20 protein-coding genes are annotated in these 25738 nt (G+C 42.0%); all 20 read right to left on the bottom strand.

What is annotated here, in order from left to right; all coding sequences use genetic code 11:
* Nucleotides 1-212 precede the first annotated feature (212 nt).
* The 20 genes from AC20OE_RS13275 to AC20OE_RS13180 all read right to left on the bottom strand — a co-directional run bounded on the left by AC20OE_RS13275 (nt 213) and on the right by AC20OE_RS13180 (nt 25735).
* Nucleotides 213-1346: a glycoside hydrolase 5 family protein gene (locus AC20OE_RS13275; RefSeq protein ID WP_059374828.1), complete on the bottom strand. Its 1134-nt coding sequence runs from the start codon at nt 1344-1346 to the stop codon at nt 213-215.
* Between the two features lie 24 nt (nt 1347-1370).
* Nucleotides 1371-2600: an endo-1,4-beta-xylanase gene (locus AC20OE_RS13270; RefSeq protein WP_099663258.1), complete on the bottom strand. Its 1230-nt coding sequence runs from the start codon at nt 2598-2600 to the stop codon at nt 1371-1373.
* An 88-nt stretch (nt 2601-2688) separates the two neighbouring features.
* Entirely contained in the window at nt 2689-4794 is a 2106-nt protein-coding gene (locus AC20OE_RS13265; RefSeq protein ID WP_126681813.1) for a glycoside hydrolase family 48 protein, read from the bottom strand.
* A gap of 32 nt (nt 4795-4826) precedes the next feature.
* Nucleotides 4827-6677: a glycoside hydrolase family 9 protein gene (locus AC20OE_RS13260; RefSeq protein ID WP_487268894.1), complete on the bottom strand. Its 1851-nt coding sequence runs from the start codon at nt 6675-6677 to the stop codon at nt 4827-4829.
* Nucleotides 6678-7103: 426 nt separating this feature from the next.
* On the bottom strand, nt 7104-11417 hold the full coding sequence (locus AC20OE_RS13255; RefSeq protein WP_058837694.1) for a PolC-type DNA polymerase III: 4314 nt from the start codon (nt 11415-11417) through the stop codon (nt 7104-7106).
* A 73-nt stretch (nt 11418-11490) separates the two neighbouring features.
* On the bottom strand, nt 11491-13188 hold the full coding sequence (locus AC20OE_RS13250) for a proline--tRNA ligase (protein WP_058837695.1): 1698 nt from the start codon (nt 13186-13188) through the stop codon (nt 11491-11493).
* Between the two features lie 80 nt (nt 13189-13268).
* Nucleotides 13269-14534 (bottom strand): RIP metalloprotease RseP, encoded by a 1266-nt coding sequence (rseP, locus tag AC20OE_RS13245; protein ID WP_087975441.1) that lies wholly within the window; start codon nt 14532-14534, stop codon nt 13269-13271.
* A gap of 6 nt (nt 14535-14540) precedes the next feature.
* Nucleotides 14541-15692, bottom strand: a complete 1152-nt coding sequence (gene dxr / locus AC20OE_RS13240) for a 1-deoxy-D-xylulose-5-phosphate reductoisomerase (RefSeq protein ID WP_059375119.1) — start codon at nt 15690-15692, stop codon at nt 14541-14543.
* A 39-nt stretch (nt 15693-15731) separates the two neighbouring features.
* The gene (locus tag AC20OE_RS13235) at nt 15732-16526 is read right to left on the bottom strand and encodes a phosphatidate cytidylyltransferase (protein ID WP_024424148.1); all 795 of its coding nucleotides are present in this window, start codon (nt 16524-16526) and stop codon (nt 15732-15734) included.
* Between the two features lie 12 nt (nt 16527-16538).
* Nucleotides 16539-17321: an undecaprenyl pyrophosphate synthase gene (gene uppS / locus AC20OE_RS13230; RefSeq protein WP_039178577.1), complete on the bottom strand. Its 783-nt coding sequence runs from the start codon at nt 17319-17321 to the stop codon at nt 16539-16541.
* A gap of 129 nt (nt 17322-17450) precedes the next feature.
* Nucleotides 17451-18008 carry a ribosome recycling factor gene (gene frr, locus AC20OE_RS13225; RefSeq protein WP_024424150.1) on the bottom strand — a complete coding sequence of 186 codons (558 nt, stop codon included), beginning with the start codon at nt 18006-18008 and terminating at the stop codon, nt 17451-17453.
* Nucleotide 18009: 1 nt separating this feature from the next.
* A complete protein-coding gene (gene pyrH / locus AC20OE_RS13220) occupies nt 18010-18732 on the bottom strand; it encodes a UMP kinase (RefSeq protein WP_008344767.1) in 723 nt (240 codons plus the stop codon).
* 134 nt (nt 18733-18866) lie between these two features.
* Nucleotides 18867-19748: a translation elongation factor Ts gene (gene tsf / locus AC20OE_RS13215; protein WP_034281801.1), complete on the bottom strand. Its 882-nt coding sequence runs from the start codon at nt 19746-19748 to the stop codon at nt 18867-18869.
* A 91-nt stretch (nt 19749-19839) separates the two neighbouring features.
* A complete protein-coding gene (gene rpsB / locus AC20OE_RS13210; RefSeq protein WP_024426991.1) occupies nt 19840-20574 on the bottom strand; it encodes a 30S ribosomal protein S2 in 735 nt (244 codons plus the stop codon).
* A 155-nt stretch (nt 20575-20729) separates the two neighbouring features.
* Nucleotides 20730-21269 (bottom strand): hypothetical protein, encoded by a 540-nt coding sequence (locus AC20OE_RS13205; RefSeq protein ID WP_058837697.1) that lies wholly within the window; start codon nt 21267-21269, stop codon nt 20730-20732.
* Between the two features lie 21 nt (nt 21270-21290).
* Entirely contained in the window at nt 21291-22058 is a 768-nt protein-coding gene (locus AC20OE_RS13200; RefSeq protein ID WP_024424154.1) for a FliA/WhiG family RNA polymerase sigma factor, read from the bottom strand.
* Between the two features lie 24 nt (nt 22059-22082).
* A complete protein-coding gene (locus AC20OE_RS13195; protein ID WP_039178568.1) occupies nt 22083-22583 on the bottom strand; it encodes a chemotaxis protein CheD in 501 nt (166 codons plus the stop codon).
* Nucleotides 22583-23209, bottom strand: a complete 627-nt coding sequence (locus AC20OE_RS13190) for a chemotaxis protein CheC (RefSeq protein ID WP_024424156.1) — start codon at nt 23207-23209, stop codon at nt 22583-22585. Before AC20OE_RS13190 ends, AC20OE_RS13195 begins: the two co-directional genes overlap by 1 nt.
* Before the next feature lie 12 nt (nt 23210-23221).
* The gene (locus AC20OE_RS13185) at nt 23222-23683 is read right to left on the bottom strand and encodes a chemotaxis protein CheW (RefSeq protein WP_059375114.1); all 462 of its coding nucleotides are present in this window, start codon (nt 23681-23683) and stop codon (nt 23222-23224) included.
* Nucleotides 23684-23707: 24 nt separating this feature from the next.
* The gene (locus AC20OE_RS13180; protein WP_039178565.1) at nt 23708-25735 is read right to left on the bottom strand and encodes a chemotaxis protein CheA; all 2028 of its coding nucleotides are present in this window, start codon (nt 25733-25735) and stop codon (nt 23708-23710) included.
* Between the last annotated feature and the right edge of the window lie 3 nt (nt 25736-25738).

The following is a 25738-nucleotide window of genomic DNA, read 5'->3' as shown; positions in this document are numbered from 1 at the left end:
AAGATTAAAAATAAATAACCACCTCCTTCCTCAACGCAATCTCATAAATACCTTCTGCTTGTTGATTTTTTCTGAAAACCTTGTTCATTGGTTGGTCTCATAACCGGTTCATATTTCAAAAAATTTAAATATAGTACTCTCATTCTCTACTTGGATAGTGAACATACTAAGTAAAGTAAGTTATATACACAGCTTTTTTCAGCAGGCATTTATCATCGGTTTCTTTCATTCATTCTTTTCGCATGTTCACTGATAAGTGCTGCCTCCCTGCTCCCTTTTATGATGCGGAATCCGTCATAATCCGGATAGAGCGAGTCATCGTCCTGAATGCTTGTTAAAATCCAAAATTGACTGCCAGCACCTCCGAGCCGCTCTACCGCTGACAGCCAGCTTTGATATACGTCGGGACGAGCTGATTGATTTTGGTAGCCAAACTCTTCTAGCACAACTGGTTTTCCGATTGAATTTCCGCGGGTGATATGGTCTTCGATCCATTTCACTCCCCAGACAGCAGACTTGTTCCAATGGTCTGGGTACAAATGATAGGTTCCATAATCGATATTAGGAAGAGATGTTAGACGGTCCCAATCGACGCCTTCCCCTCCTCCGTAAAACCAATCTTCATGTCCTGGTATACGAAAGAATCCTTCATCTCCTACTGCAACAAGATGGTGACGATCCAGTGATTTGATCCATGTACTCATTTCATCCGCCCATTTGACTAGTCCATTTCCTGTTGGATCTGACTGCATCCGCGGCTCGTTGGCTAATTCCCACGTCATAATAGCTGGATCGTCTTTATATTGAACACCTGTATACGTATTGGTTCTTTCTAATACATAGCGGACATAATTTTTGTAAGCTTTTTGAATACGAGGATCTGTATAAAAGGCATCATGCGATCCTGCCCCGAACCACTTCACATATTGATTCATACCACCAAAGTCATCCCAATTATTCACTAGTGGGATGACAAGCTTTATTCCTTCCTGGCCTGCTTTATAAATGGCATAATCTAGTTTTTGAAAACCCGATTCTTCATAGACCCCTGGACTAGATTGTAAGACTGAGTTTTCTTGAGGGGCCCCGTCGTGAAAGCCCCAAATCCGTATGACCTTTAAATTCATTGCTTTCATATCATCGAACACAGCATCTACCATTTTTTTAGATTTGTAATGGAAATAGTAATTATTTGTGCCGGCGAAGTAAAATGGTTGATTGTTCAGCGTAAATTGTGTACCAGACGTCTGCACATAAGCGGCGGCTTTAATCGTAAGCGAAAACCAGCCGGACCAAATAGCGGCCACAAGTATGAAGCAAGACACTCTTTGAGCCCACTTTTTCATTTATATTCTCCTCACAATCTATCTCTATCCTTCTTGAGGTAGGATCACATCTAGTTGGAGCGGTGTTTGTTCATTTGAATCAAGTTCTATCGTCTGCTGTTTCAACATTTTACTTTCTTTACCGATTCGAATCTCATATGTTCCGTGAAATGCTGGACATCTCACATGGCCATTATCATCTGTTTTTTCAACTCTTTGGGTCGTCCACTCATTTAGAAGCTTTTCATAACGTCTTCCTGCTTCATTTAAAGACCAATCATAATTCACGATGGCTGCATTTTCCCCTCTCCAATGGGCACCTGCCCAAAATCCCCACATCAGCACTCCTTTTACGGCTGGATGACTAAATGCGACGCGATATAAAGCTTCCAGGTTATCCGCTCTTCTATTAGGGTCAGGGTGAACAGAATCGTACTCTGTGACCCATATTGGAAGACCTAGCTCAGCAAGCACATCGAGTCTCTCTTTGACAATGACTGGATCGACCCGTTCTTCAAAATGGCCTTGAACCCCAATCGCCTCAATAGGTGCGCCTAACTGACGCAGTTCATTGATATGCGCTTTATAGGCATGGTGTTCACCATATGAGATCACATTATAATCATTCACAAACAATAGTGCTTGAGGGTCAATTTTTTTCGTTTCTTCATACATCCACTTCCAAATATTTTTCCCAAAGCGATCTTTAAAAAATGAACCATGCATCATTTCATTGTTTACATCCCAATGACGGAATTTCCCCTTAAAGTGATTACCCGCATGCTCAAGCCGGTTTTTCATGGCTTCATATACTTCGTGATTCGGCAGTGACCTTAGCCAGCTTGGATTCGCATCCTCTACCTCCCAAAACAAAGCGTGCCCCCTCACTGGAAGCTGATGTCGATCTGCAAAATTCAGCATCGCATCTGCTTTTTCGTAGGTGATTCTCCCTCTTTGTGGCTCATTCGCATACCATTTTGCCTCATTTTCAAAAACAGCCCAATTAAAATGCTTCACGAAAAAATCAGCATATTGTTGATTAAATAACACTTGATCATTCATCGCTGAACCAAAGGCGAATTCATGTCTGATTTGCTTTATTTCAACCTCTATACCTGCTATTGGCTTTTTTTCACCGTTTGTCACGTTGATCACAAGATCTCTTTGTCTATGCTCTGAGATTCGATCATCCGCCTCTTTTTTCCACAACAGATTTTCCTGCCCATTTTCGCCCCTATTGAATGAATGATGAAGAAAGCTTCTTTCTTTGACCATATAAACTCACCCTTATCTTCATTGGATTCTTGATATTTTCTATTCAAACTGCCGGCTAGAAGCCGACAGCTTGAATTCCTTTGATCTCTTAGTTAATCAGACGATGATATTCAGCATAGGCAGTGGCCATATCCACTTGAGACCAGAAGCGGTGATAAGTGAACACTGGTGCGCCATTCTCCCATTTGCCTGTAGCTTCATTAAATGAAGATTGATATTTACTTTCGAGTGAAGACCACGCTGGATCTTGTTTAATCTTCGGACGAAGGTCAGCAAAACTCGTATAGACCCCATTCCCTCCTCGCTGCGGGTCAGAAGGAACGGTGCTGGCTCCAGGAATCTGATTTCCTTGACCAAATGTCCCGTTCCATCCATTTGGGAAATACACTTCTTTTCTAAAGAAACGGTCATAGTCTTCTCTATCTTCCTCGGTCACTATGCCGACGCCATCATTGTAATTCCATGCAACCTCTAGGAGCTGTGCGGCTGCATCTTTCGCTCTTGCACCAAGCGCTGTATAATCACCTGTTTCTAGCTTGGTGGCTGCAGCAAAGAAAATCAAAGCTTTGGCAAGACTTCCTAATACGCCTGTATCCTGAGTTGGATCTTTTGTGACAGCTGTTAAATTTGGATTTCCTGTTGCAGACTGGAATCCATTCCAAGTATCCGGCTGTCCGCTCCAAGCAATATTTCCAGGTAGCCAAAACTCTCCAGGCGCACTTGTTGTAGCAACCGAAACGTTTGTTCCTCCTAGAATTCTTTTTCCTTGCTCATCTAAGAAATAACCCTCTTCATCCGACACAGGACGGCTGCCGATAAAAATGTAATCTAATGCATAGTTGACCCATTTTGTTATGGCAGATTTGGCCATTTGGACATTTTCAGATGTTTTGTCGCCATCTTTGACAAAAATATAATAAAGTTCTGCTACGCGCTCCATTGGCCACGCCTGCATTCCAAACCAGTTATTTGATGGCGGATCAAGGTAAACAGGCGCATCTTCATATGCCATATCGTAAAAAGTACTTCTTCCCGCCGGATAAGCGCTATAGTCTCCATTCCAGCTATTGGTTGCGCCTCCTGCTATGGCTCCTTCTTTCGATTGAAGCCATACGTAAAATTCAAGCTGTCTCTTTAAAGTTTTTTCCCAATCGCTTGCCCCGGTAGCAGAAGATGGCTTTAAGCCTCCTTTATCTGAGGATAAAGCATAAGCAGCGACAGGATTTTGATATCCCTGATGACAATGGCTCGCTCCAATACGCCATGACCAGTTTGCATACTCCCCAAGTCCTCCGCCCCAAGAGGTATACCAAGCCATTAAGTAATGACAGGCACCCTTTCCGTTTCCAGGATACGGATTCCCCTGCTTCCCGCTTCCAATCGTTTGAAAATATTTATCGTACATGCCGTAACGAAGGAAATCCCCCATTTTTTTCGCTTTATCAAGATAAGCTGACTGATTATAGCCGAGCTCCTTCGCCCAATACATCGCTTGTATCGCACGTGCATCAGCATCTGTTGCATTCGTATAACGCCACTGAGCAGCTGGAGCTTGATTTTCTTTTGTGAACAAGCTCATAAAGCCTTCATTCGGCTTACCAAAAGATTTATCGTCTTGTGATGGATGAGGGATGGACTCCCATACAGATTCCTGTGGACCACGCTGGAATGTGTTCACATATGCGGCTGTATGTGATGGGTTGAGCAAGTTCCCATAGCCATACCAGTTATCTACGTCAAGGAGCCAGTGCATTAAATACGTTTCATTCGATCCATAGGTTGATTTTAATTCACCATCAATTGGATCTTGACCAGCAGGACGGGCACCGGTTAATTGGCTTGGGTATTGATCCGGAAATGGTTTCTCTGCTGCATATGTGGCTGGACTGGACGGATTATAAGCATTCATATGCGGCTGCTCATCATGCCCATCTTCATTGACTGGGATGATGTACTTCTCCATATTGTCCCAAGCTGCCTCTAATTTGCTCCAATCCCCTGTGTAATGTCCGTACAGTACCTCAAGCCATAGCCAATAGCTATACGCTTCTGAAGTTGTCATATGTCCGTAATCAGGCGCTTCGCAAATGAGCGTCTCGATTGAATGATACGGAATTCCTTCTGGTGAAAAATATCCATTCGCATCGCTTTTGATTTGATGATAAAGCGTTAAAAACCGTTCTTTATTTGACAAGTCCTTCACCCTTTCAATAAAATCGTTGATTTTTATTTGTCTGGAAGTGTGCCAAATACTAAAGCACCATCGTCAAAGACAGGAATCTTGGTTGTTTTTTGCATAGTGGATGTTAATCCTTGATAGGAATAATCATTTGAGGCATCCCATATATTCGATCCATTTGGAGCAGATAATCGAAATTGTATTTCCTTCTTATGCTCAGATTCTCCTCTAGGAGAAATAGCTACGCCGGTAAAATCAATTTCTGCAAAATAGACGCGAGCTGATGCGTCATATACCTTTAAAGGCGATAAGGAAGCGCCTTCATTGTAGGCTGCTGTCACCTTAATATCCTTTTCAGTCAATCCCTTTGCAAAGACCTCGCTCAGATTAACGTAATACCTGAAGGAGAGTGTTTGACTGGTTCTTGCCGGCCAGCCGGACCTGTTGTACAGCACTGCTTTCACTTGAGTAGATGTTGTATCGTTATGCATCACAGCTGCCTCTACAAAAAACTCATCCTCCACCTGTTCTTTAGGCGGGAAATTTGGCAGCTTTGATTGGCCTTGACCAAAGAGCTGCACCATTTTGGCGATATTTCCAGTAAAGGCGGCATTATAATCAGTCGCCACTTCGTTAGATATATAATCAGAGATGTCATCGTCATATTGATCCTGTGCATTAGGACCTCCAACAAGCGCTCCATAAAGTGTGTGCCGGTGATTTGGAGGGTTTGTCAGCTGGTTAGACCATGAGCCATGTGCAGTACGATGGTGCGGGTGCTTCGGCGGATTCTGGCCAAACCCAACGACGTAGCTTCTATTCAGCGGATTATCACCTAACATATAGTGAGTTTGCTTGATCGCAAACGATTGGTATCGATTCTTCTTTTCTTGATCAGATACCCAATCAGCATAAACAAAGGCTAAAAATGCTGCATTGGCGGCATAACGAAGTGAACCCCATTGATCTAGCCATGCCAAACCACCAGGCGTATAGGTGATTCTTTCTACTTTTCCATTTTGAACGAGACCTGTGGTCCAGTAATCAAGATTGCGCTCAGTGGATTCTATAAATCTGTTCTCTTTCGTGATTCTTGCAAGTAAGATTTGTGAAGCAAAAAAAGTATTGTCCCATGACATGGTAAACGTATAATCCCAATCCTCCGGCCATTCCTCTACCGCTTTTAATGCTTGGTTTAAATAAGTTTCTTCATTTGTCGCCAAGTACAGCCAGATTCCGCCCCAAATCAGTTCGTCAACATAGCCGCTCCAGGAGTTGTAAAATGGCTGCGCATTGGTGACACAATCTGAATATTTGCCGCGATACTTGTCAGCAAATGCATATAGCTGTTTAGCGTGCGTCAAAAGCTTTGCCGCATAAGACGCATCTGTTTCTTTAAAAATGATAGAACCTGCTGCTAAAGCCGCCGCAGTTTGTGCAGCTACTTCTGTTCCAGGACAATGTTCATCAATTTTAAAAGCTGGCCGGTTCATCGGCATCACTTCTGCTGGTCCCCACCAAGCATGATCAGCATTTCCATCACCTACTTGCGCCCAAAATTCATTCGGGCCCGTATGTGCTTTCAAAAAATAATCCGTTGCCCACTTGATTTGATCTAGTATCTCATCAAGCAGCTCCGCCTCTTCATAAGCTTCCCGGTATTCATATACTGTCCATGCAAGCACGGCTGCTGAATAAGCCATCGGAAGTCCAAATTTCACATGATCTCCTGCATCATACCAGCCGCCAGTTAAATCATGCCCAACATCCTTCCCGTCCTCTAGCCCAGAATCTCCCCGCCAGTTAAGACGATTGTTTTCCGGAAGCCGGCCTGACCGCTGCGCTTCATAAAAAAGCATGGATTTTTGTAAAACCTCTACATAGTTGTAAGATGCCATTTCTCTATTGCTCACCCCTTCTTTTTAGTGAAACATTGATCAATAGACGCACCGCCTCCTTTTGATACTTCGTTTCGTGATCTGTACAGTTTTGAAAAGAATCAAATATGTTTCAAAAATAAGCATAGTAAACAGCAATCAGCTTTACGCTCATCGAAGTTTTCTCTTGATTCTCCTTCTGACTGTACCCAGAATGATCATATGTCGCTTAAGAACATTTCAGACGGCGAAATTCTCTTTTGAGCTCTATTTGGGTAGAAAGAATGACATACAATCTCTTCTCTTAAAACATCACGCTAAATCAAGATATATGAATGGATATGAAAATAATTCCAGTTGGTGAAAAATCTTTATTAGTTAACATAATAATATTATTATATATATATAGAAAAGAACGCCCTTTTAAGGGCGCTCTTATTCATCACATTAGAATAAAGAAAGCTGATTTTGATCAGGAAGTGCTTCTAAACAGCCTTGACGATCTAAATACTCAAGAATAGTCTTTGAGACTTTTCCACGCTTTTGTAAATCTTCTTTTGAAAGGAATTCCCCATCTTGCCGCGCGCGAACAATATTTAATGCAACGTTTGTGCCGAGTCCAGGGATCGAGTTGAATGGCGGAATTAATCCGTCTCCATCAATGATAAACTCTGTTGCACTTGAGCGGTAGAGATCCACTTTTTTGAAATGGTAGCCTCTTTCGCACATTTCAAGGGCAAGCTCTAGTACAGTTAATAGGTTCTTTTCTTTCGGTGATGCATCTAAACCTTTTGAATTAATATCGTCCATAACGGCTCGAATCGCATTCGATCCTTTTGTCATCGTTTCAATATCAAAGTCATCCGCACGAACGGTAAAGTAAGCCGCATAGTACAGAAGTGCATGATGCACCTTGAAATAAGCAATACGAACAGCCATTAATACATATGCAGCCGCGTGGGCTTTAGGGAACATGTATTTGATTTTTTTACAAGAATCAATATACCAGTTTGGTACATTATTATTCTTCATTTCTTCTTCCCATTCAGGAGGAAGACCCTTTCCTTTACGAACAGATTCCATGATTTTAAAGGCAAGTGACGGCTCTAAGCCTTGGTAGATGAGATAGACCATAATATCATCACGACACCCAATGACTTCACTTAGTTCACACGTTTTATTGTGAATGAGCTCTTGTGCGTTTCCGAGCCATACATCCGTACCGTGTGAGAGTCCAGAAATCTGAACAAGCTCTGAGAAGGTCGTTGGTTTTGTATCCTCTAGCATTTGCCGAACAAATCTTGTTCCAAATTCCGGGATACCGAGTGTACCTGTTTTACAGCCTATTTGCTCTTCTGTTACACCTAGCGGCTCTGTCCCTTGGAAAATCTTCATGACTTCAGGGTCATCTGTTGGAATCGTTTTTGGATCGATTCCGCTTAAATCTTGAAGCATACGAATGACCGTTGGATCATCGTGCCCAAGAATATCCAGCTTGAGCAAGTTATCGTGAATCGAATGGAAATCAAAATGTGTCGTCTTCCAATCAGAACCTGTCGCATCTGCTGGGTATTGAATAGGTGAGAAATCGTAAATATCCATATAATCCGGCACAACGATAATCCCGCCTGGATGCTGGCCCGTTGTCCGTTTTACCCCTGTACAGCCTTGTACAAGCCGGTCGATTTCAGCACCTCTCATATGAAGGTTATGATCCCCTGCATAGCCTTTCACGTAACCGTATGCTGTTTTTTCTGCAACGGTACCAATCGTCCCTGCTCGGTATACATACTCTTCTCCGAACAACTCTTTCGTATAGTTATGTGCTATCGGCTGATATTCGCCTGAGAAGTTCAAATCAATATCAGGAACTTTGTCTCCTTTAAAACCTAGGAACGTTTCAAACGGAATATCATGTCCGTCTTTTTTATACGGCGTTCCACATTCAGGACAGTCTTTATCTGGAAGGTCAAAGCCTGAACCAACAGATCCGTCATTAAAGAACTCAGAGTGCTTACAGCTTGGGCATACATAATGAGGTGCAAGTGGATTTACTTCAGTAATCTCTGTTAATGTCGCAACAAGAGATGATCCGACAGATCCCCTTGAACCAACAAGATATCCATCATCAAGTGATTTTTTTACGAGCTTATGAGAGATTAAGTAAATAACGGCGAAACCATGACCGATAATACTTTTTAATTCTTTCTCAATGCGGTCTTCTACGATTTTCGGCAGGTCATCTCCGTAGATACTGCGCGCCATTTGATAGCTCATTTCCCGTATTTCTTCATCTGCACCTTCAATTTTTGGTGTGTAAAGATCATCTTTGATAGGTTTAATGCTTTCGACCATCTCAGATACTTTTTGCGTATTTGTTACGACGATCTCTTTCGCTTTTTCGTCTCCTAGGAAGGAGAACGCTTCAAGCATTTCATCTGTCGTTCTAAAATGAACTTTTGGCAGTTCATGTCGGTTCAGCGGATTCGCTCCACCTTGTGATGAAATTAAGATTTTACGATAAATTTTGTCTTCTGGATGCAGGTAATGTACATTCCCAGTCGCCACAACTGGTTTATTCAGCTTTTCGCCAAGTTTGACAATGTTTGTGATGATTTCTTTTAACGCACGTTCATCTCGAACTAGCTCAAGCTGTAGCAGGTGCTGATACACTTCTGGCGGATGTACCTCTAAATAGTCATAAAATGCTGCAATGTCTTCCACCTCATCAGGTGACTTTTGCATCATTCCTTCAAATACCTCACCCTTATCACAAGCAGACCCAACAATTAAACCTTCTCGATATTTCTCAAGCTGGGAGCGTGGAATACGCGGGACACGGTAGAAATAATGAATATGAGAAAGTGAAACAAGCTTAAATAAATTCTTAAGACCTGTCTCATTTTGAGCAATCAAAGTTGCATGGTAAGGACGTGAGCGCTGGTAAGCATTCGACTGCCCCATGTTTTCATTCAATTGATCGTGATAGGCAATCTCTTTTTCAGCCGCATCTTTTAGCATCTTCAGCATGAGATAGCCTGTCGCCTCTGCATCATAAATCGCCCGGTGATGCTGCGTTAGTTCAATATCAAACTTTTTACAGAGGGTGTTCAGCCGGTGATTTTTAAATTCTGGGTATAGGAAACGGCCAAGTTCAAGTGTATCAATGACAGGGTTTGACGCTTTATCTGTTTTTAAGAGGCGTTTATACGCTGCATTTAAAAAGCCCATATCAAAGCTCGCATTGTGCGCAACAAGAATATCTTGTCCAATCCATTCTTTGAAATCCCGTACGACGTCGACGACATCTGGTGCATCTCTCACCATATCATCGGTGATACCTGTTAATTCGATGGTTGTCGCTGATAACGGGTGATGGGGATTTGCAAACGCCTCAAAGCGGTCAATGATTTCCCCGCCTTTGATTTTCACTGCTGCCAGCTCAATGATCGTGTCATAAACGGCTGAAAGTCCAGTTGTCTCTACGTCAAATACGACATATGTCGCATCCTCTAACAAGCGGTGCTCTGGGTTATACGCAATCGGTACCCCGTCGTCCACTAAATTGATTTCCACACCGTACATCATTTTGATGTCATGCTTTTTACTTGCTGCATACGCATCCGGGAAGGATTGTACAACGGCATGATCTGTCAGAGCAATGGCTTCATGTCCCCATTTTTTTGCTTGTTCAACAAGCCTGCCGATGCCAGTGACAGCATCCATTTGGCTCATAGGTGAATGTAAATGAAGCTCCACACGCTTTTCACCCTCAGGTGCTGTATCTTCTTTCAGCTGCGGTTTCATTTCATTGACATCATTAGCGATCATGACAAGATCTCTGACAAACGTATCATTTTGAATGCTTCCTCTTGCTTTCACCCACATGCCTTTTTTCAATGATTTCATCAGCTGAGCATCTTCTTTTTCTCTTGCAAACATTTTGATCAATATACTATTTGTATAATCAGTGATCTTAAAGATACAAAGCGTTCTCCCGCTTTTCAGCTCACGCGTTTCTGCATCGAATACGTAGCCTTGAACGGTGATTCTTCTTTCCTCGTCCATGATACTGTCAAGCGTACGAATTTCTTCATTGTCTTTGATTTGATAGCCAATCATCAGAGGGCCCGATGGAGCTTCATCCTGCTCCTCACTTTCTTTCTTCTCCATCTCAGTGAGGGCTTGCATGGCTCTTTCTTGATCTTCAGCAAGCTTTTGTTCTCTGAACTTCTGAATCTCTTGATCTGATACAAAAATTTCTGTATCGAATTGCAGCTCTGGAAAACCTACTTGTTTAAATGCGGCCTGGAGCATCGGGCTGTACTTCTTCTTAATAGCGAGTGCCTCTGTTTCGCTTTTCGTTTTAATGATGATTTTATGGCCAGACAGCGACGGTTTTTGCTGCTGAAGCAAACTGATGATTGGGGGAGAAATTCCTTGAAGTTCTTCCACACAATGTGACCAGTACGATTGTACGAGATCTTCAGAGATGTGCGGATCACTCACTTCAATCGTACAAGTAATTTGTGCAATATGAGAAAATGCATTTGTCAGTCTGCTGAGAAACATGGCGTATACTTTGTAAGGCAAAAGAGCCTTAAATTTAAAAAGGAAATGCCATGTTTTCGTCGCTTTGTGCACCGTCAATTTGACGATTTCCCCTTCTTCAAAGTAACGACTGAGGTCATCATCTGTCATTTGAATCTGATTGAGTAATATATGAAATTGCCGCCGTGTGATCGGTAATTGTTCATCCAAGACAGGACCCTCCTTTTTTCAATCAGAAAGGTACCTCTTTTCTACAGGAGGTACCTTCATTTTTTTGTTCGTTTTATGCTTGGCGTATAAATGAAATCAGATCATCAACAGATACTTCATGTGATTCACCTGATTTTCTAAACTTCACTTCAACAATACCTTCTTCTGAACGTTTACCGCAGCTAATGCGAATTGGCAGTCCAATTAAATCACTGTCTGCAAATTTCACTCCTGCACGCTCCTGGCGGTCATCGAAAAGTACGTCAAAGCCTTCATCTTCTAAGCGCTCGTACAACGTTTCAGCCAATTCTTTTTGCGCATCGTTTTTCATATTTAATGCAAGGAGGTGAAGGTCATATGGTGCCACTGTTTCCGGCCAAATGATTCCTTTCTCATCATGATGCTGTTCAACAATCGCTGAAAGAGTTCTAGAGATGCCGATGCCATAGCAGCCCATAATCATTGGCTGCGCCCGTCCATTCTCATCAAGGTACGTTGCATCCATTGATTCAGAATAACGAGTGCCGAGTTTAAAGACTTGTCCTACTTCAATCCCTTTTGCAAACTGGATGGTGCCTTCCCCGTCTGGAGAAACATCTCCTTCTTGAATCAAGCGAAGATCTGTGAATTCTTTCACTGACACATCACGTGCAGGGTTGACATTGACATAGTGATAATCCGTTTCGTTTGCACCAGCGACTGCATTTGTCATTCCCTTCACAGCAAGGTCCGCATAAATATCGACTTCTGCTTCCAGTTTAACAGGTCCAACAAATCCAGGCTCAGTTCCAATGACTTCTAGCACTTCTTCGCGTGATGCTAGTTCGACAAGCTGTGCTCCTACTAAGTTTTTCACTTTCACATCATTTACTTCATGATCGCCTCTAGTAAGGATGAGAACATACGCATCGTCTGCTTTAAACAAAACAGATTTCATGCATGCAGAAGGATCAACTTCTAAAAATCCAGCCACATCTTGGATTGTTTTCGCTTGCGGCGTGTGGACTTTTTCAAGCTCTTTGAAGTCCGCAGGATTTGCTTCTTCTCCGTGATATACAGCCTCAGCCATTTCAATGTTTGCAGCATATGAGGAAGTATCAGAATAAGCGATGGTATCCTCTCCGACCTCTGAGAGTGCCATGAACTCATGTGTATCTTTTCCGCCCATTGCCCCAGAATCTGCAATGACTGGTCTAAAATTGAGACCTACTTTTGAGAACACATTAGAATAAGCTGTAAACATTTTGTTGTATGTCTCGTCGAGGCTTTCTGGTGAAGAATGGAATGAGTATGCATCCTTCATAATAAATTCACGTCCGCGCAGCAGTCCAAAGCGTGGTCTCTGTTCATCACGGAATTTTGATTGAATTTGATATAGAGTTAAAGGTAGCTTCTTATACGATTTCACTTCACTGCGTACTAGTGATGTAATCACTTCTTCGTGGGTTGGACCAAGCGCAAATTCGCGGCCATGGCGATCCTTCATACGCATCAGTTCTGGACCGTATGTATACCATCTTCCTGACTCTTGCCACATTTCTGCCTGCTGGAGCACTGGCATTAACAGCTCAGCTGCGCCTGCCTTTTCCATTTCCTTGCGGACGATGGATTGAATATGCTGAATGACTTTATGCGCAAGCGGCAGATAATGATAGATTCCACTTGTATTTTGTCTAATAAATCCAGCTCTTACTAAGAGTTGATGGCTTTTTGCCTCAGCATCTGCCGGCACCTCTCGAAGAGTTGGAATGAAAGTCAGGGATTGTCTCATGTCGTTACACCTCATTTATGAAATAGGACTTCTCACAAAAACTCTTGTTTCCCGGAATGAGAAACAAGAGAGAATGGTTTTTATAAAAATAACCGCTGGATGTCATTCCACGTTACCACTAACATTAACAGCATGAGGAAAGCAACACCAATAAAGACAACAAGTGCTTCTTTCTCACGATTAATTGGTTTACCGCGAATGGCTTCAACAAATAAGAATAGTAAACGTCCTCCGTCTAATGCAGGAATCGGTAACAAATTCACGATGCCTAGGTTGATACTGAGGAACGCCGCAAACTGCATTAATGTTAACACACCTTGTTTGGCTACTTCTCCTGTCATGTCATAAATTCCAACAGGACCTGCTAACATATCTAGTGAAAATTGTCCTGTGACAATTTTTTGCAAGTTCGTTAAGATCAGACCTGCCGTTGAAATGACGGTTGTGCCTGAAGATGAAATGACTTTCAAAAATCCATTTTCCGTTGGCGGATATGATCCGAAACGGCCAATACTTTTTCCGTCAGCTTTCACAGCTTCTGGTACAACCTGCACAGTGCTTTCTTTGCCGTCTCGGTCAATGACGACATTCATTTTTTTCTCAGGGTTCTTTTGAACTGTTTGAACGACGTCTGTCCAAGAATTCATTTTCTCGCCGTTAATGGACACGATGTGATCTCCCTGCATCAGTCCAGCTTCCGCCGCTCGTCCGTCTTTTGTCAGCTTACCGAGTACAGGATCATCAACGGTTACCCCTTGGATAAAGCCTAAAGCAACCAAAATCACATACGCCAGGATAAAGTTCATAATTGGTCCAGCTGCGATGGCTTTAATTCGCTGCCAAACTGTTTTTGAACCAAATTGACGATTGTATGGTGCAATTTGAATTTCTTCACCATCTGCAATATAGAAGCTTGTTTGACTGACATTGTAGCCAGTCAGAATATCTTCATTTCCAGCTTCATATCCCGAGATTCTCATGGCATGATCTAAATCGATCTGCTCCACTTCGATGACAAGTGCATCAGGATATTTTTCTTTATCATTTAAAATGATCTTTTCTACTTCATTTTGCTCATTGAATAAGAGCCCCACTGTATGACCTGGTTTAATTTCGATGACTTCAGGGTCTTCTCCAGCCATTTTCACAAATCCGCCAATAGGGAGGAGTCTAATGGTATAAACGGTTTCCTTTCGTTTAAAGGAGAAAATCTTCGGCCCAAAACCAATTGCGAACTCGCGGCATAAAATCCCCGCGCGCTGCGCCATAATTAAATGGCCAAGCTCGTGGAAAAAAACGAGCGTTCCAAAAATAATAATAAACGCAATCACTGTATTCACGAACATACCACCTTATGTGAGGATTGATTGAACAAAGTCTCGTGTATCTTTGTCCACTTCATGGATATCTTGCAAACTAGGCGTTGAAATCACATGATGTCTAATTAGTGCCTTTTCAATCAATTCTTCAATTTGCAGGAACGTTACTTTGCCTTTCAGAAATGCATCGACTGCTATTTCATTTGCTGCATTAAGTACAGCAGGCATTGTCCCTCCTATTTTACCTGATTCATAAGCAAAATGTAAGCAGCGATACCTGTCAAAATCCGCTTTTTGGAAATTCAATTGTCCAATCTCCCAAAGGTTCAATGATTTCGCTTCTTGTAACGGCGCCCTGTCAGGGTATGTGAGTGCATATTGAATAGGCACTCTCATGTCAGGTGTCCCTAACTGAGCCATGACGCTTTTGTCGTGAAATTCCACCATCGAATGGATAATGCTCTCTTTATGTAGCAGCACATCAATTTGTTCATAAGGGATATCAAACAACCAATGTGCCTCAATCACCTCGAGCCCCTTATTCATCATCGTCGCTGAATCAATGGTAATTTTCGCTCCCATCGACCAGTTCGGGTGGTTCAGCGCTTCTTCAACCGTAACACCTTCAAGTTCAGTTCGTTTTTTATCTCGGAAACTACCACCTGAAGCTGTCACGATTAAGCGTTCAATATTTTTAGCTTGTTCACCTTGCAGGCATTGAAAAATAGCGGAATGCTCACTATCGACAGGAAGTAAAGGTACATCATATGTTTTAGCATACTCTTTTACTATATGACCAGCTGTTACAAGTGTTTCCTTATTTGCGAGTGCAATCGTCTTTTTTTGTTCAATGGCCTTTAATGTTGGAACAAGTCCAACACTTCCTACAAGTGCATTAACCACTACGTCCACTGCATCATAGGTCGCTGCCTCGATGTTGGCTTCATCACCAGCAGCCAGCTTCACACCGTATGCAAATGAATGATTTTTTAGCATGTGATAGGTTTCTTCGTCTACACAGCCAACGAATTCAGGCTGAAAGCGCTCAATGATCGGAATCGCTTTTGCTATATTTCTGCCAAAGGTCATGGCTTTCAGCTTAAATTTGTCCGGGTGCTGCCTGATCACATCTAACGTTTGTTCTCCAATTGATCCTGTTGCGCCTAATAGCGAAATATATTTCAAATTGCCACTCCTTCTCTCGTTCAATAAGTTTCTATGAGGTTAGCTGGCAAACGTTGCGAGCAGTAAGTATAAAAACGGCAGAACGAATAAAAAGCTGTCAAACCTGTCCAAAATTCCGCCATGGCCAGGGAGAATTGTCCCTGAATCCTTCACGTGATAATGACGCTTTAAAGCAGATTCCACTAGGTCGCCAAGCTGTCCAAAGATACTGAGTAAAAGAGTAATAAACATCACAAGCAGATATGATGGCAAAAATCCTGTAACCGCCTGAAACACAAGTGACAACACGACCGCTGTGACGATTCCGCCGATAAATCCTTCTACTGTTTTGTTTGGGCTGATTTCTGGCCAAAGCTTTCGTTTCCCCATAGATTTCCCAATAAAGTAGGCTCCTGAGTCAGTAGACCAAATAATCACTGCTGCGAAGAAGATCGCACTCATGCCATATAAGCCTCTAATTTGGATAAAATAATAGAAACTAACGCCAATATATAATGTGGCTAATACAACAAAAGCAACCTCATCGAATGTGAAAGAGTTTTTGCTCAAAACTGTATAAGTTAAAAGTATTAAGACTGCGAATAAAGCAATCTGCATTTTTGATGCGTCCACGTTTGGGAAGAAACTGTTGTCTCCGCCCATTAAAAGCCAAAGCAATATTAAGCTGACAATACCAGGAAAGCTGAAAATCGAGATTTTTTTCATTCTTAAAAGCTCAAAGAGAGCGACACTTCCCATTAAATAAATCAGCAGGGTAAATGGCATCTGTCCATATATCACAGCAAGTAAAAAGACTGCAGCTGCCAAAACACCCGTCAAAATTCTTTGTTTCATCTGCACCACCCTCTAAATTCCACCGAACCTCCGGCCGCGGCGCTGGTACTCTCCAATAGCGCCTATAAGGTGCTCATCAGAAAAGTCAGGCCAAAGCACATCCGTAAAGACAAACTCGCTGTAAGCAATTTGCCAAAGCATAAAGTTGCTTAATCTAATTTCTCCACTCGTGCGAATGAGCAAATCCGGATCTTGAAGAGATTCTGTCATTAAATAAGCTGAAAACATCTCTTCTGTGATGTCTTCTGCTTGAAGCTTACCTTCTTTGACCATTTCAGAAATTTGTCTGCATGCGGAGACGATTTCTGTGCGCCCCCCATAGTTGAGCGCAAAGTTCAAAACGAGTCCGTCGTTATTTGCCGTACTCTTTACTGCATTCTCTACCGCTTTTTTCGTATGCTGCGGGAGGCCGTCTGGATCACCTGTTAAACGCACACGGACATTTTCCTCGATGAGTTCAGGCAGGTAGATGTTTAAAAATTCTTCAGGAAGTTTCATTAAAAAGTCTACTTCTAGTTTTGGACGTTTCCAATTTTCCGTAGAGAAAGCATACAAAGTCAGCACTTTGACATTCAGCTCATTTGCAAGCTTTGTCATGCGCTTGACGACTTTCATTCCTTCATGATGACCTGCTACCCGTGGAAGAGCACGTTTTTTCGCCCATCTTCCGTTCCCATCCATGATAATGGCGATATGTTCAGGAATTTCTCCATTTAATATGTCTTCTTTTGTCAGGCTTTCTAAGTTGGAAGCTGCTGTTTGCTGATTCTTCCAATTTTTGAGTATATTGAGCATGAGATTCCTCCATCACCCAAAAAGGTTGCGTTCCCGCTAATAATATAGTCATCAACAGTATTAACAAAAAAACCCCCTGTAAACATGAAGAGGGTCTTTTCACTATTATCTATTGTACATAGTTTTTTCTTAAACTTCCATGATTTCTTTTTCTTTATCTTTCGTCACGTCATCAATTTTAGCGACATATTCATCTGTCAATTTTTGGACATCCTCTGTTGATGATCTTAATTCATCTTCAGTGATCTCCCCATTTTTCTCAAGCTTTTTCAAATCATCGTTTGCATCACGACGAACGTTACGAACAGCTACTTTTGCTTCTTCTGAGTATTTTTTTACTACTTTCACAAGCTCTTTACGTCTTTCTTCTGTCAGCGCAGGAATCGCAATGCGGATCACATTTCCGTCACTTGTTGGCGTGATGCCAAGATCAGACTTTTGGATCGCTTTTTCGATATCACCGATTGCTGTTTTATCGTAAGGTGTGATAATCAGCATACGTGCTTCTGGCACTGTGATTGACGCAATTTGGTTAAGAGGTGTTTGTGCACCGTAATAATCAACTGTCACTTTATCAAGCAGTGAAGCATTTGCACGGCCTGCACGAACAGTTGCAAGCTCACGTCCGTATGCTTGTACAGCTTTTTCCATTTTTTCTTTCGTTTGGTTCAACACTTCTTTTGACACGTTATTTCCCCCTCACGATCGTTCCGATTGATTCGCCATTTACGGCACGTTTAATATTTCCTTCTTCCATAATGGAGAAGACAATTAATGGAATGTCATTGTCCATACATAATGAGGACGCAGTAGAATCCATTACAGCAAGCCCTTCTTTAAGTACATCAAGATATGAAAGCTTATCATATTTTACTGCATCCGCATCTGTACGAGGATCAGCACTGTAGACACCATCTACATTATTTTTCGCCATTAAAATGACATCTGCTTCAATTTCTGCTGCTCGAAGTGCTGCCGTAGTATCTGTAGAGAAATAAGGGTTACCTGTTCCAGCAGCAAAAATGACGACACGTTTCTTCTCAAGATGACGGATCGCTTTTCTTCTTATGTATGGTTCTGCAACCTGTCTCATTTCGATAGAGGTTTGCACTCTAGACTGAATGCCAAGCGTTTCTAGGCTGTCCTGTAACGCCAGTGAGTTCATCACTGTTGCCAGCATACCCATGTAGTCTGCTGTTGCACGATCCATTCCTAGATCACTGCCTGTCTTTCCGCGCCAAAGGTTTCCTCCGCCTACAACGACTGCAACTTCAACATCAAGCTCTGCAATTTCTTTTACTTGCTTTGCAATGGATTGAATGACAGTTGGGTTAATTCCATTTCCAGCATCACCCGCTAGTGCTTCGCCACTTAGCTTCAGTACAATGCGATTATATTTCGGTTTGCTCATGATAACCTCCAAGTGTATACTATACCGTCTCTTATTATGCGTAAGAAACTGCCTTTTGTAAATCAATATCCTCTAAAAAATAGGGAACACAGTGCTTGTGCTCCCTAAAAAAGCCCCAGAGAGCTTTTCAAACATTATTTTTTCACTTGGCTCATAACTTCTTCAGCAAAGTTGTCTTGACGTTTTTCGATACCTTCGCCCACTTCATAGCGAACATAAGTTTGAACAGTTGCATTTTTCGCAGCTACAACTTGTTTCACTTTTTCATCTGGGTTTTTAACGAACGCTTGGTCAAGTAAGCAAATTTCTTCGAAGAATTTGTTTAGACGGCCTTCTACCATTTTAGCTACGATGTTTTCAGGCTTTCCTTCTTGAAGCGCTTGCTGAGTTAATACTTCACGCTCACGGTTTGCTTCTTCTTCTGACACTTGGTCACGAGAAATGTATTTAGGGTTTACAGCTGCAACGTGCATTGCGATGTCTCTTGCAAGTTCTTCGTCAGTTGTTCCGTTAAGAACAGCTAACACACCGATACGTCCGCCCATGTGCAGGTAAGAACCGAATGCAGCATTATCTTCTTTTGTGATGACAGAGAAACGACGTAGAGTGATTTTCTCTCCGATTTTCGCAATTGCAGAAGTGATATGCTCTTCAACTGTTGAACCGTTTTCCATTTTAGAAGCATGAGCTTCTTCAATTGTTGCAGGTTTAGCAGCAAGCAAATGATCAGCAAGTTCATTAAGAAGTGCTTGGAATCCTTCGTTTTTCGCAACGAAATCAGTCTCAGAGTTCACTTCTAGGATGACGCCTGTGTTGCCATCAGTTTTGATAAGAGTTAATCCTTCTGCCGCAATACGGTCTGCTTTTTTCGCAGCTTTTGCGATTCCTTTTTCTCTTAGAAGGTCGATTGCTTTCTCGATGTCACCATCAGTTTCTGTTAACGCTTTTTTACAGTCCATCATACCTGCACCAGTTTTTTGACGCAGTTCTTTAACTAATTGAGCAGTAATTGCCATTTTACATTTCCTCCTTCTATGTTAAAACACGGATTACTAGGTGAAAAAAAGGTGATAAAAGGCATTTCCCTCTTATCACCTTTTGAATAGGTTACGCAGTTGTTGTTTCAGTTTCTGTCGTTTCTTCTACAACAGCTTCTTCTTCGCCTTGTTTAGACTCAAGAATCGCATCTGCCATTTTAGCAGTTAGAAGTTTTACAGCACGGATTGCATCATCGTTTGCAGGGATCACAACATCAATTTCGTCTGGATCACAGTTTGTGTCAACGATACCGATGATTGGGATATTCAATTTACGAGCTTCTGCAACTGCAATACGCTCTTTACGAGGGTCGATAATGAAAAGTGCATCCGGAAGACTCTTCATGTCTTTGATTCCGCCTAGGAATTTTTCAAGACGCTCTAATTCTTTTTTCAGTTGAACGACTTCTTTCTTAGGAAGAACTTCGAATGTACCGTTTTCTTGCATTTTTTCAATATCTTTCAAACGTTTAATACGTTTTTGGATTGTTTCAAAGTTTGTTAAAGTTCCACCAAGCCAGCGTTGGTTCACATAGAACATACCAGAACGGATTGCTTCTTCTTTCACTGAATCTTGTGCTTGCTTTTTCGTACCAACGAAAAGGATTTTTCCTCCGTCAGCAGCAAGGTTTTTCGTGAAGTTGTAAGCTTCCTCTACTTTTTTCACCGTTTTTTGAAGGTCGATGATGTAGATACCGTTACGCTCTGTAAAGATGTAACGCTTCATTTTTGGGTTCCAACGGCGAGTTTGGTGACCGAAGTGAACACCAGCTTCTAGCAATTGTTTCATAGAAATAACTGACATTTTGTTGCCTCCTAATATAATGGTTTTTTTTCCTCCGCTTAAGTCATGTTCACATAAAACTGCGCCACGGCAGCACCTTCATACGAATCATTAAGCGTGTGTATTTAACACCAAGAAATAATATAACACATGATGGACTGACAATCAAGAATCCTTTACAGCTTTCCGCTAAATTTTAATAAAAGCTCAATTTCTGTCTTACCAGTTTTCATTTCTTTCGCTATTTCTTCTAGTGATCGCCCTTCATCATATAAGGTCTTCACTTGGTTCTCGAATGTTTCTTCTATTTCACTTTCAGAAGGCAGAGAAGCCTCTGTTTCAAGTTGTGGAACGGGTTCGTTTACCTTCTCTTCCTGCACCTCAACTTCGCTAAGGAGAGCCGACAGGTGCTCTGGTACGGGATCTTCACTTTCGACCGATTGCTGGGATTCAATTGGTGGTTGTGGCTGCTTTGGTGTCTGAAGATCCGATTTCAGCTCTTCAGCAGAAAAATCAGGGGAAGCGGCTGCCACTTTTGTTAATTTGTCATTCTCTTCTTTGACTTCCATCAAAAATGCAGCCAGGGTATTTTCCGTTTCTTCTAGAAGTTCTCGCTGTTTTTGTTCTGTTGCCTTCAGCGAATTCATTCTTGTATATAAAATAATCACAAAATAAATAAGTGCAGCATGAAGCATGAAGCTAATCAGCCATAACATATTTTTTCACTCACTAACTCTTTAAGATTGAATGGCTTTATCAAGCAGATGCTTAAGCTTGAACAAGGCCTTTGAATGAATTTGCGAAATGCGCGAGGTAGATAAATTGAGCACTTGACCGATTTCCGTTAATGTCAGTTCTTCTTTATAGAAAAGACTGATCACGAGCTTTTCTTTTTCTGAAAGCTCAGTGATTTTTTCAGAAAGCTGTTCAATTAATTCATCTTTCAGCATTTTCTCTTCTGGAGTCACAGACTTCTCGTCGCGAATCATGACTTGGACATTTTCTCCGTCTTCTTGATCATGCAGCTTCTCATCGATTGAGAGCAGATTTGCAAAGAATCCTTCATTCATCGTTGTGACAACATCTTGTTCACTCATGCCGAGTTCCTCAGCCACCTCTGTCGGCGTCACATTACGCAAATAACGCTGTTCAAGCTTTTCAATAGCCGCTTCTACTTTTTTTGTTTTTTCTCTTGATGTACGAGGCAGCCAGTCCTCTTTACGAAGACCGTCGATGATGGCCCCGCGGATTCTGAAGGATGCATATGTATCAAACTTCAGATCTCTTCCGGGATCAAATTTTTCAAGGGCATCATATAAACCGAGCATCCCTAGACTGATCAAGTCTTCTTTATGCACTGACTTCGGGAGACCGATGGAAATTCTTCCAACATGATATGTGACGAGCGGCATATAGCGGCGCATAAGATCATCTCCAGCAGCAGGGTCTTTCCACTCTTTCCATCTAGCCCATAGCGCCTGATCTTCGTAATTTAAGGATTGCATCTTTATCCCCCTATACTTCCTTAGTTATATCTTCATAATGCCTTGCTTCACAGTACGGATCTCAAGCTCTGCCGTAAGCGGATCGAATTCAATCGTACGGCCACTGTTTCCGCCTGTATCCTCACTAATAATCGGGATATGATGAAGAGACAGATGTTCTTTCACAGCTGAAACGTTTCTAGGTCCAATTCTCATAAGATCATTGGTTGACTTAAACTTAAACATTTCCGCCCCGCCAGCAAGTTTTGCCTTTAGCGCATGTTTGCGTGCGCCTGCTTTTAGGAGCAGATCAATTGTATGCTTGACACCTGTATCTGCATATTTAGCCAAGTTCTCCACCGTCCCTTTTGAAAGAGAGGAGTCTGGCAGCATAACATGGACAAGGCCTGCCAGCTTTTTCTCTTGATCAAACAAGACAAGCCCTACGCAAGAACCAAGACCTGATGTCCGAATGCGGTCCGGTGTTTTGACAAGCTGAACATCCGCAATACCAACCTTTACAACTGCCGGAATTTGCACGTTCATTATAGGTTACCTAATGCTTTGAATAGTTTTTCAAACGATTCAAAGTCTGGTAATAGAAACATATTTCCTTTCAGCTCTTGTTTATTTTGATCATCAAAAATAGATGTATCAATCACAATTGCCTGATCACCAAGAGGACTGAATTGCATTAACCCTTCACTAATGACAGCTCCGAACATATCGAGCGTGACATCTGGAACACTTGGGTAAAGCTGCAATTTTGTTAAATCGGCAAGGGCTGATAAATAAGAGCCCGCTAAAATATTTCCCAGTTCATGAAGTGCTGACGTCCCCATCTCATGTTCATGAATCGTATCAATATCAAATGCCGGATCCTGGACAAGCTCTCTTACAAATTGCTCCGCTTGCTCAAACGGCATAATGAAAAAGATTGACCCGGTTAAATCCCCTTCCATTCGCAGGAAAATGCTTGCAACGGGAAGATCTGCACCGCCAAAGAAATCCATTAAATCTTCAAACGAGAGAACCTTGACAAAAGGAACAGCCATATCAATTTTGCGATCCAATAGGTTGGCAAGAGCAGACGCTGCGTGGCCTGCCCCGATATTACCAACCTCTCCTAAAATATCTAGCTGTTCATCTTTAATTTCGTTGAAAATGCTCATTTCACATCCCCCTTAATGAACAGGTGCACCTTGAACGCTCTTGTCGAGGACAGCACCGGCATGAATGATATTGAAAAGACGCTGATCATGCTTAATAATACCTGTCACCCATGACTGTCCTTCTTTTTCAGCTGATTCAGGAGAAGATTCTACTTCTTCCTGATGAACGGTTATGACATCATTTGCTTCATCAACAATCCAGCCGACTTCAATTTCACCAACTTGTACAATGATCATTCTTGTTTCATCTGTAATCTCGTTGTCAGTAGAACCAAGTCTGACTCTCAGGTCAATGACAGGTGTCACGACACCGCGTAAATTAATAACACCGCATATATAAGGGGCAACGCCAGGAACTCTTGTCGGCTGCTGCCATTTTTCAATGGACTTTACTTCTGATACTGAAATGGCGTATTCTTTTTTGTTTACGATAAACACAATCATCTTTTCGCCAGTTTTGATATCTGTACTCATTTCAGACCGCTCCTCTATTGTTTTTTACTTGATCAGTGCATTACAGTCAACGATGAGTGCAACTTGACCGTCACCTAGGATCGTTGCGCCGGATATCGCAAATACGTTTGGCAGATAATCTCCTAGTGATTTCAATACAACCTCTTGCTGACCAATAAATGAATCGACCACAAATGCTGTCAGCTTGTCTCCTTTACGAACAACAATGATGTGCAGCTCTTCCTCTAATTCATTCGCATTTGGTACGTGGAATTGTTTCTTCAAGTACACGACCGGTACGATAAATCCGCGGAAATCAATCACTTCACGATCATGCGTTTGCAGGATGTCACTTTTCTTAATGACAGCCGTTTCAATAATAGAAGAAATCGGAATCGCAAATGTTTCCTCTTCCAGTTTTACAAGAAGAACGGAAATAATCGATAGTGTCAGCGGAAGCTGGATCGAGAATAGGGAGCCCTGTCCCTCTGTTGAGTTAATACTCACAGATCCGCCAAGTGATTCCAGCTTGTTTTTCACAACGTCAAGACCTACACCGCGGCCTGAGATGTCAGAAATCGTGTCAGCTGTAGAGAATCCTGCTGCAAAGATCAATGAATCAATTTGATGATCTTCAAGCGTTTCTGCTTCTCTTTCTGTAATAACTCCGCGCTCTAATGCTTTTTCAAGCACCTTTTTACGGTTAATCCCGCCTCCATCATCCTCTACTTCAATGAAGACATGGTTTCCGCTATGATACGCTTTTAATAGAACCGTACCTTTTTCCGGCTTGCCTTTTTTCACACGTTCTTCTGGTGATTCAATCCCGTGATCTAGACTGTTTCTAAGTAAGTGCAAGAGCGGATCTCCAATCTCGTCGATCACTGTTCGATCAAGCTCTGTCTCAGCACCCTCAATAATAAGTTCAATTTTCTTATTAAGCTCTTTCGTCAATTGACGAATCATACGCGGGAATCTGTTAAAGACAGTTTCCACAGGTACCATTCTCATGTTCAGGATGATTGATTGCAGGTCTCCAGAAATACGTGTCATTCTTTCGACTGTGTCTGTGAGTTCGTTATTTTCTAGTTCTTTGGCAATCTGTTCTAATCGGCCTCTATCAATCACAAGTTCTTCAAATAGATTCATTAGAGAATCTAGACGGTCGATGTTGACACGAATTGTTTTTGTTCCGCCGGCAGCTGCACCGTTATTGCCATTTGCTTTTGGTGCATCATTTGCTGGCGCTTTCGCAGCAGGAACGGAGACTTCTTCTTTTTTCTGTTCAGGCTGCGCCTCTTGTTTTTCAGCCGGAGCTGCTTCATCAAATGCGGAGACTTCAGAGATCTCAACCTTCTCAACCTCTGAGATCGCCGTGACGATTTTCTGCACTTCGTCCATCGGCAGTTTAGAAAGATAAGAAATGCTGAATTCTGATTCGAAATCTTCTGATTCTAACAGCTCTGCATTCGGAACGGTTTTGACAACCTCGCCTGCTTCATTTAGTCTTTCAAAAATCATATAGACACGAACGGCTTTTAGTAAGCACGCTTCGCTTAATGTCACGTTGAGTTCATAGCATTTAAAGCCTTGCTCTCTCGCTTCATCAAGAACCGTTCGTTCAAATTCGTTATAATCTAAGTCATTAGCAGCTGCTGATGCATCTGCTGTTTCAACGCTAGAAGCTGCCTCAGCATGGCTTCCTGTCACATCTAGCTTTTTACTAATCTCAGTGACATCACGTTTCCCGTCTCCTCCTTCTGCAATCGATTGAACCATTGCTTCAAGATGATCGAGTGCTTCGAACATCGTATCCATTGACTCAGGAGTGACAATCATTTGTTCATTACGGATAGCATCAAACATGTTTTCTAAATGATGCGTTAAGTGAGCCATATCATCAAAGCCCATCGTTGCACTCATGCCTTTCAATGTATGAGCTGCTCTGAATATATCATTCACTAGCTGCAAGTCGGTTGGGTTCTTTTCTAAATCAAGAAGTTTTTCATTACAAGTTTGTAAGTGTTCTCTGCTTTCATCTAAAAAGATATCTAAGTATTGGTTTACATCCAACGT

The sequence above is a fragment of the Bacillus sp. SRI_025 genome (genome assembly GCF_057592095.1).
The sequence above is the reverse complement of the archived record's forward strand: the minus strand, read 5'-3'. Positions and strand labels throughout refer to the sequence as shown.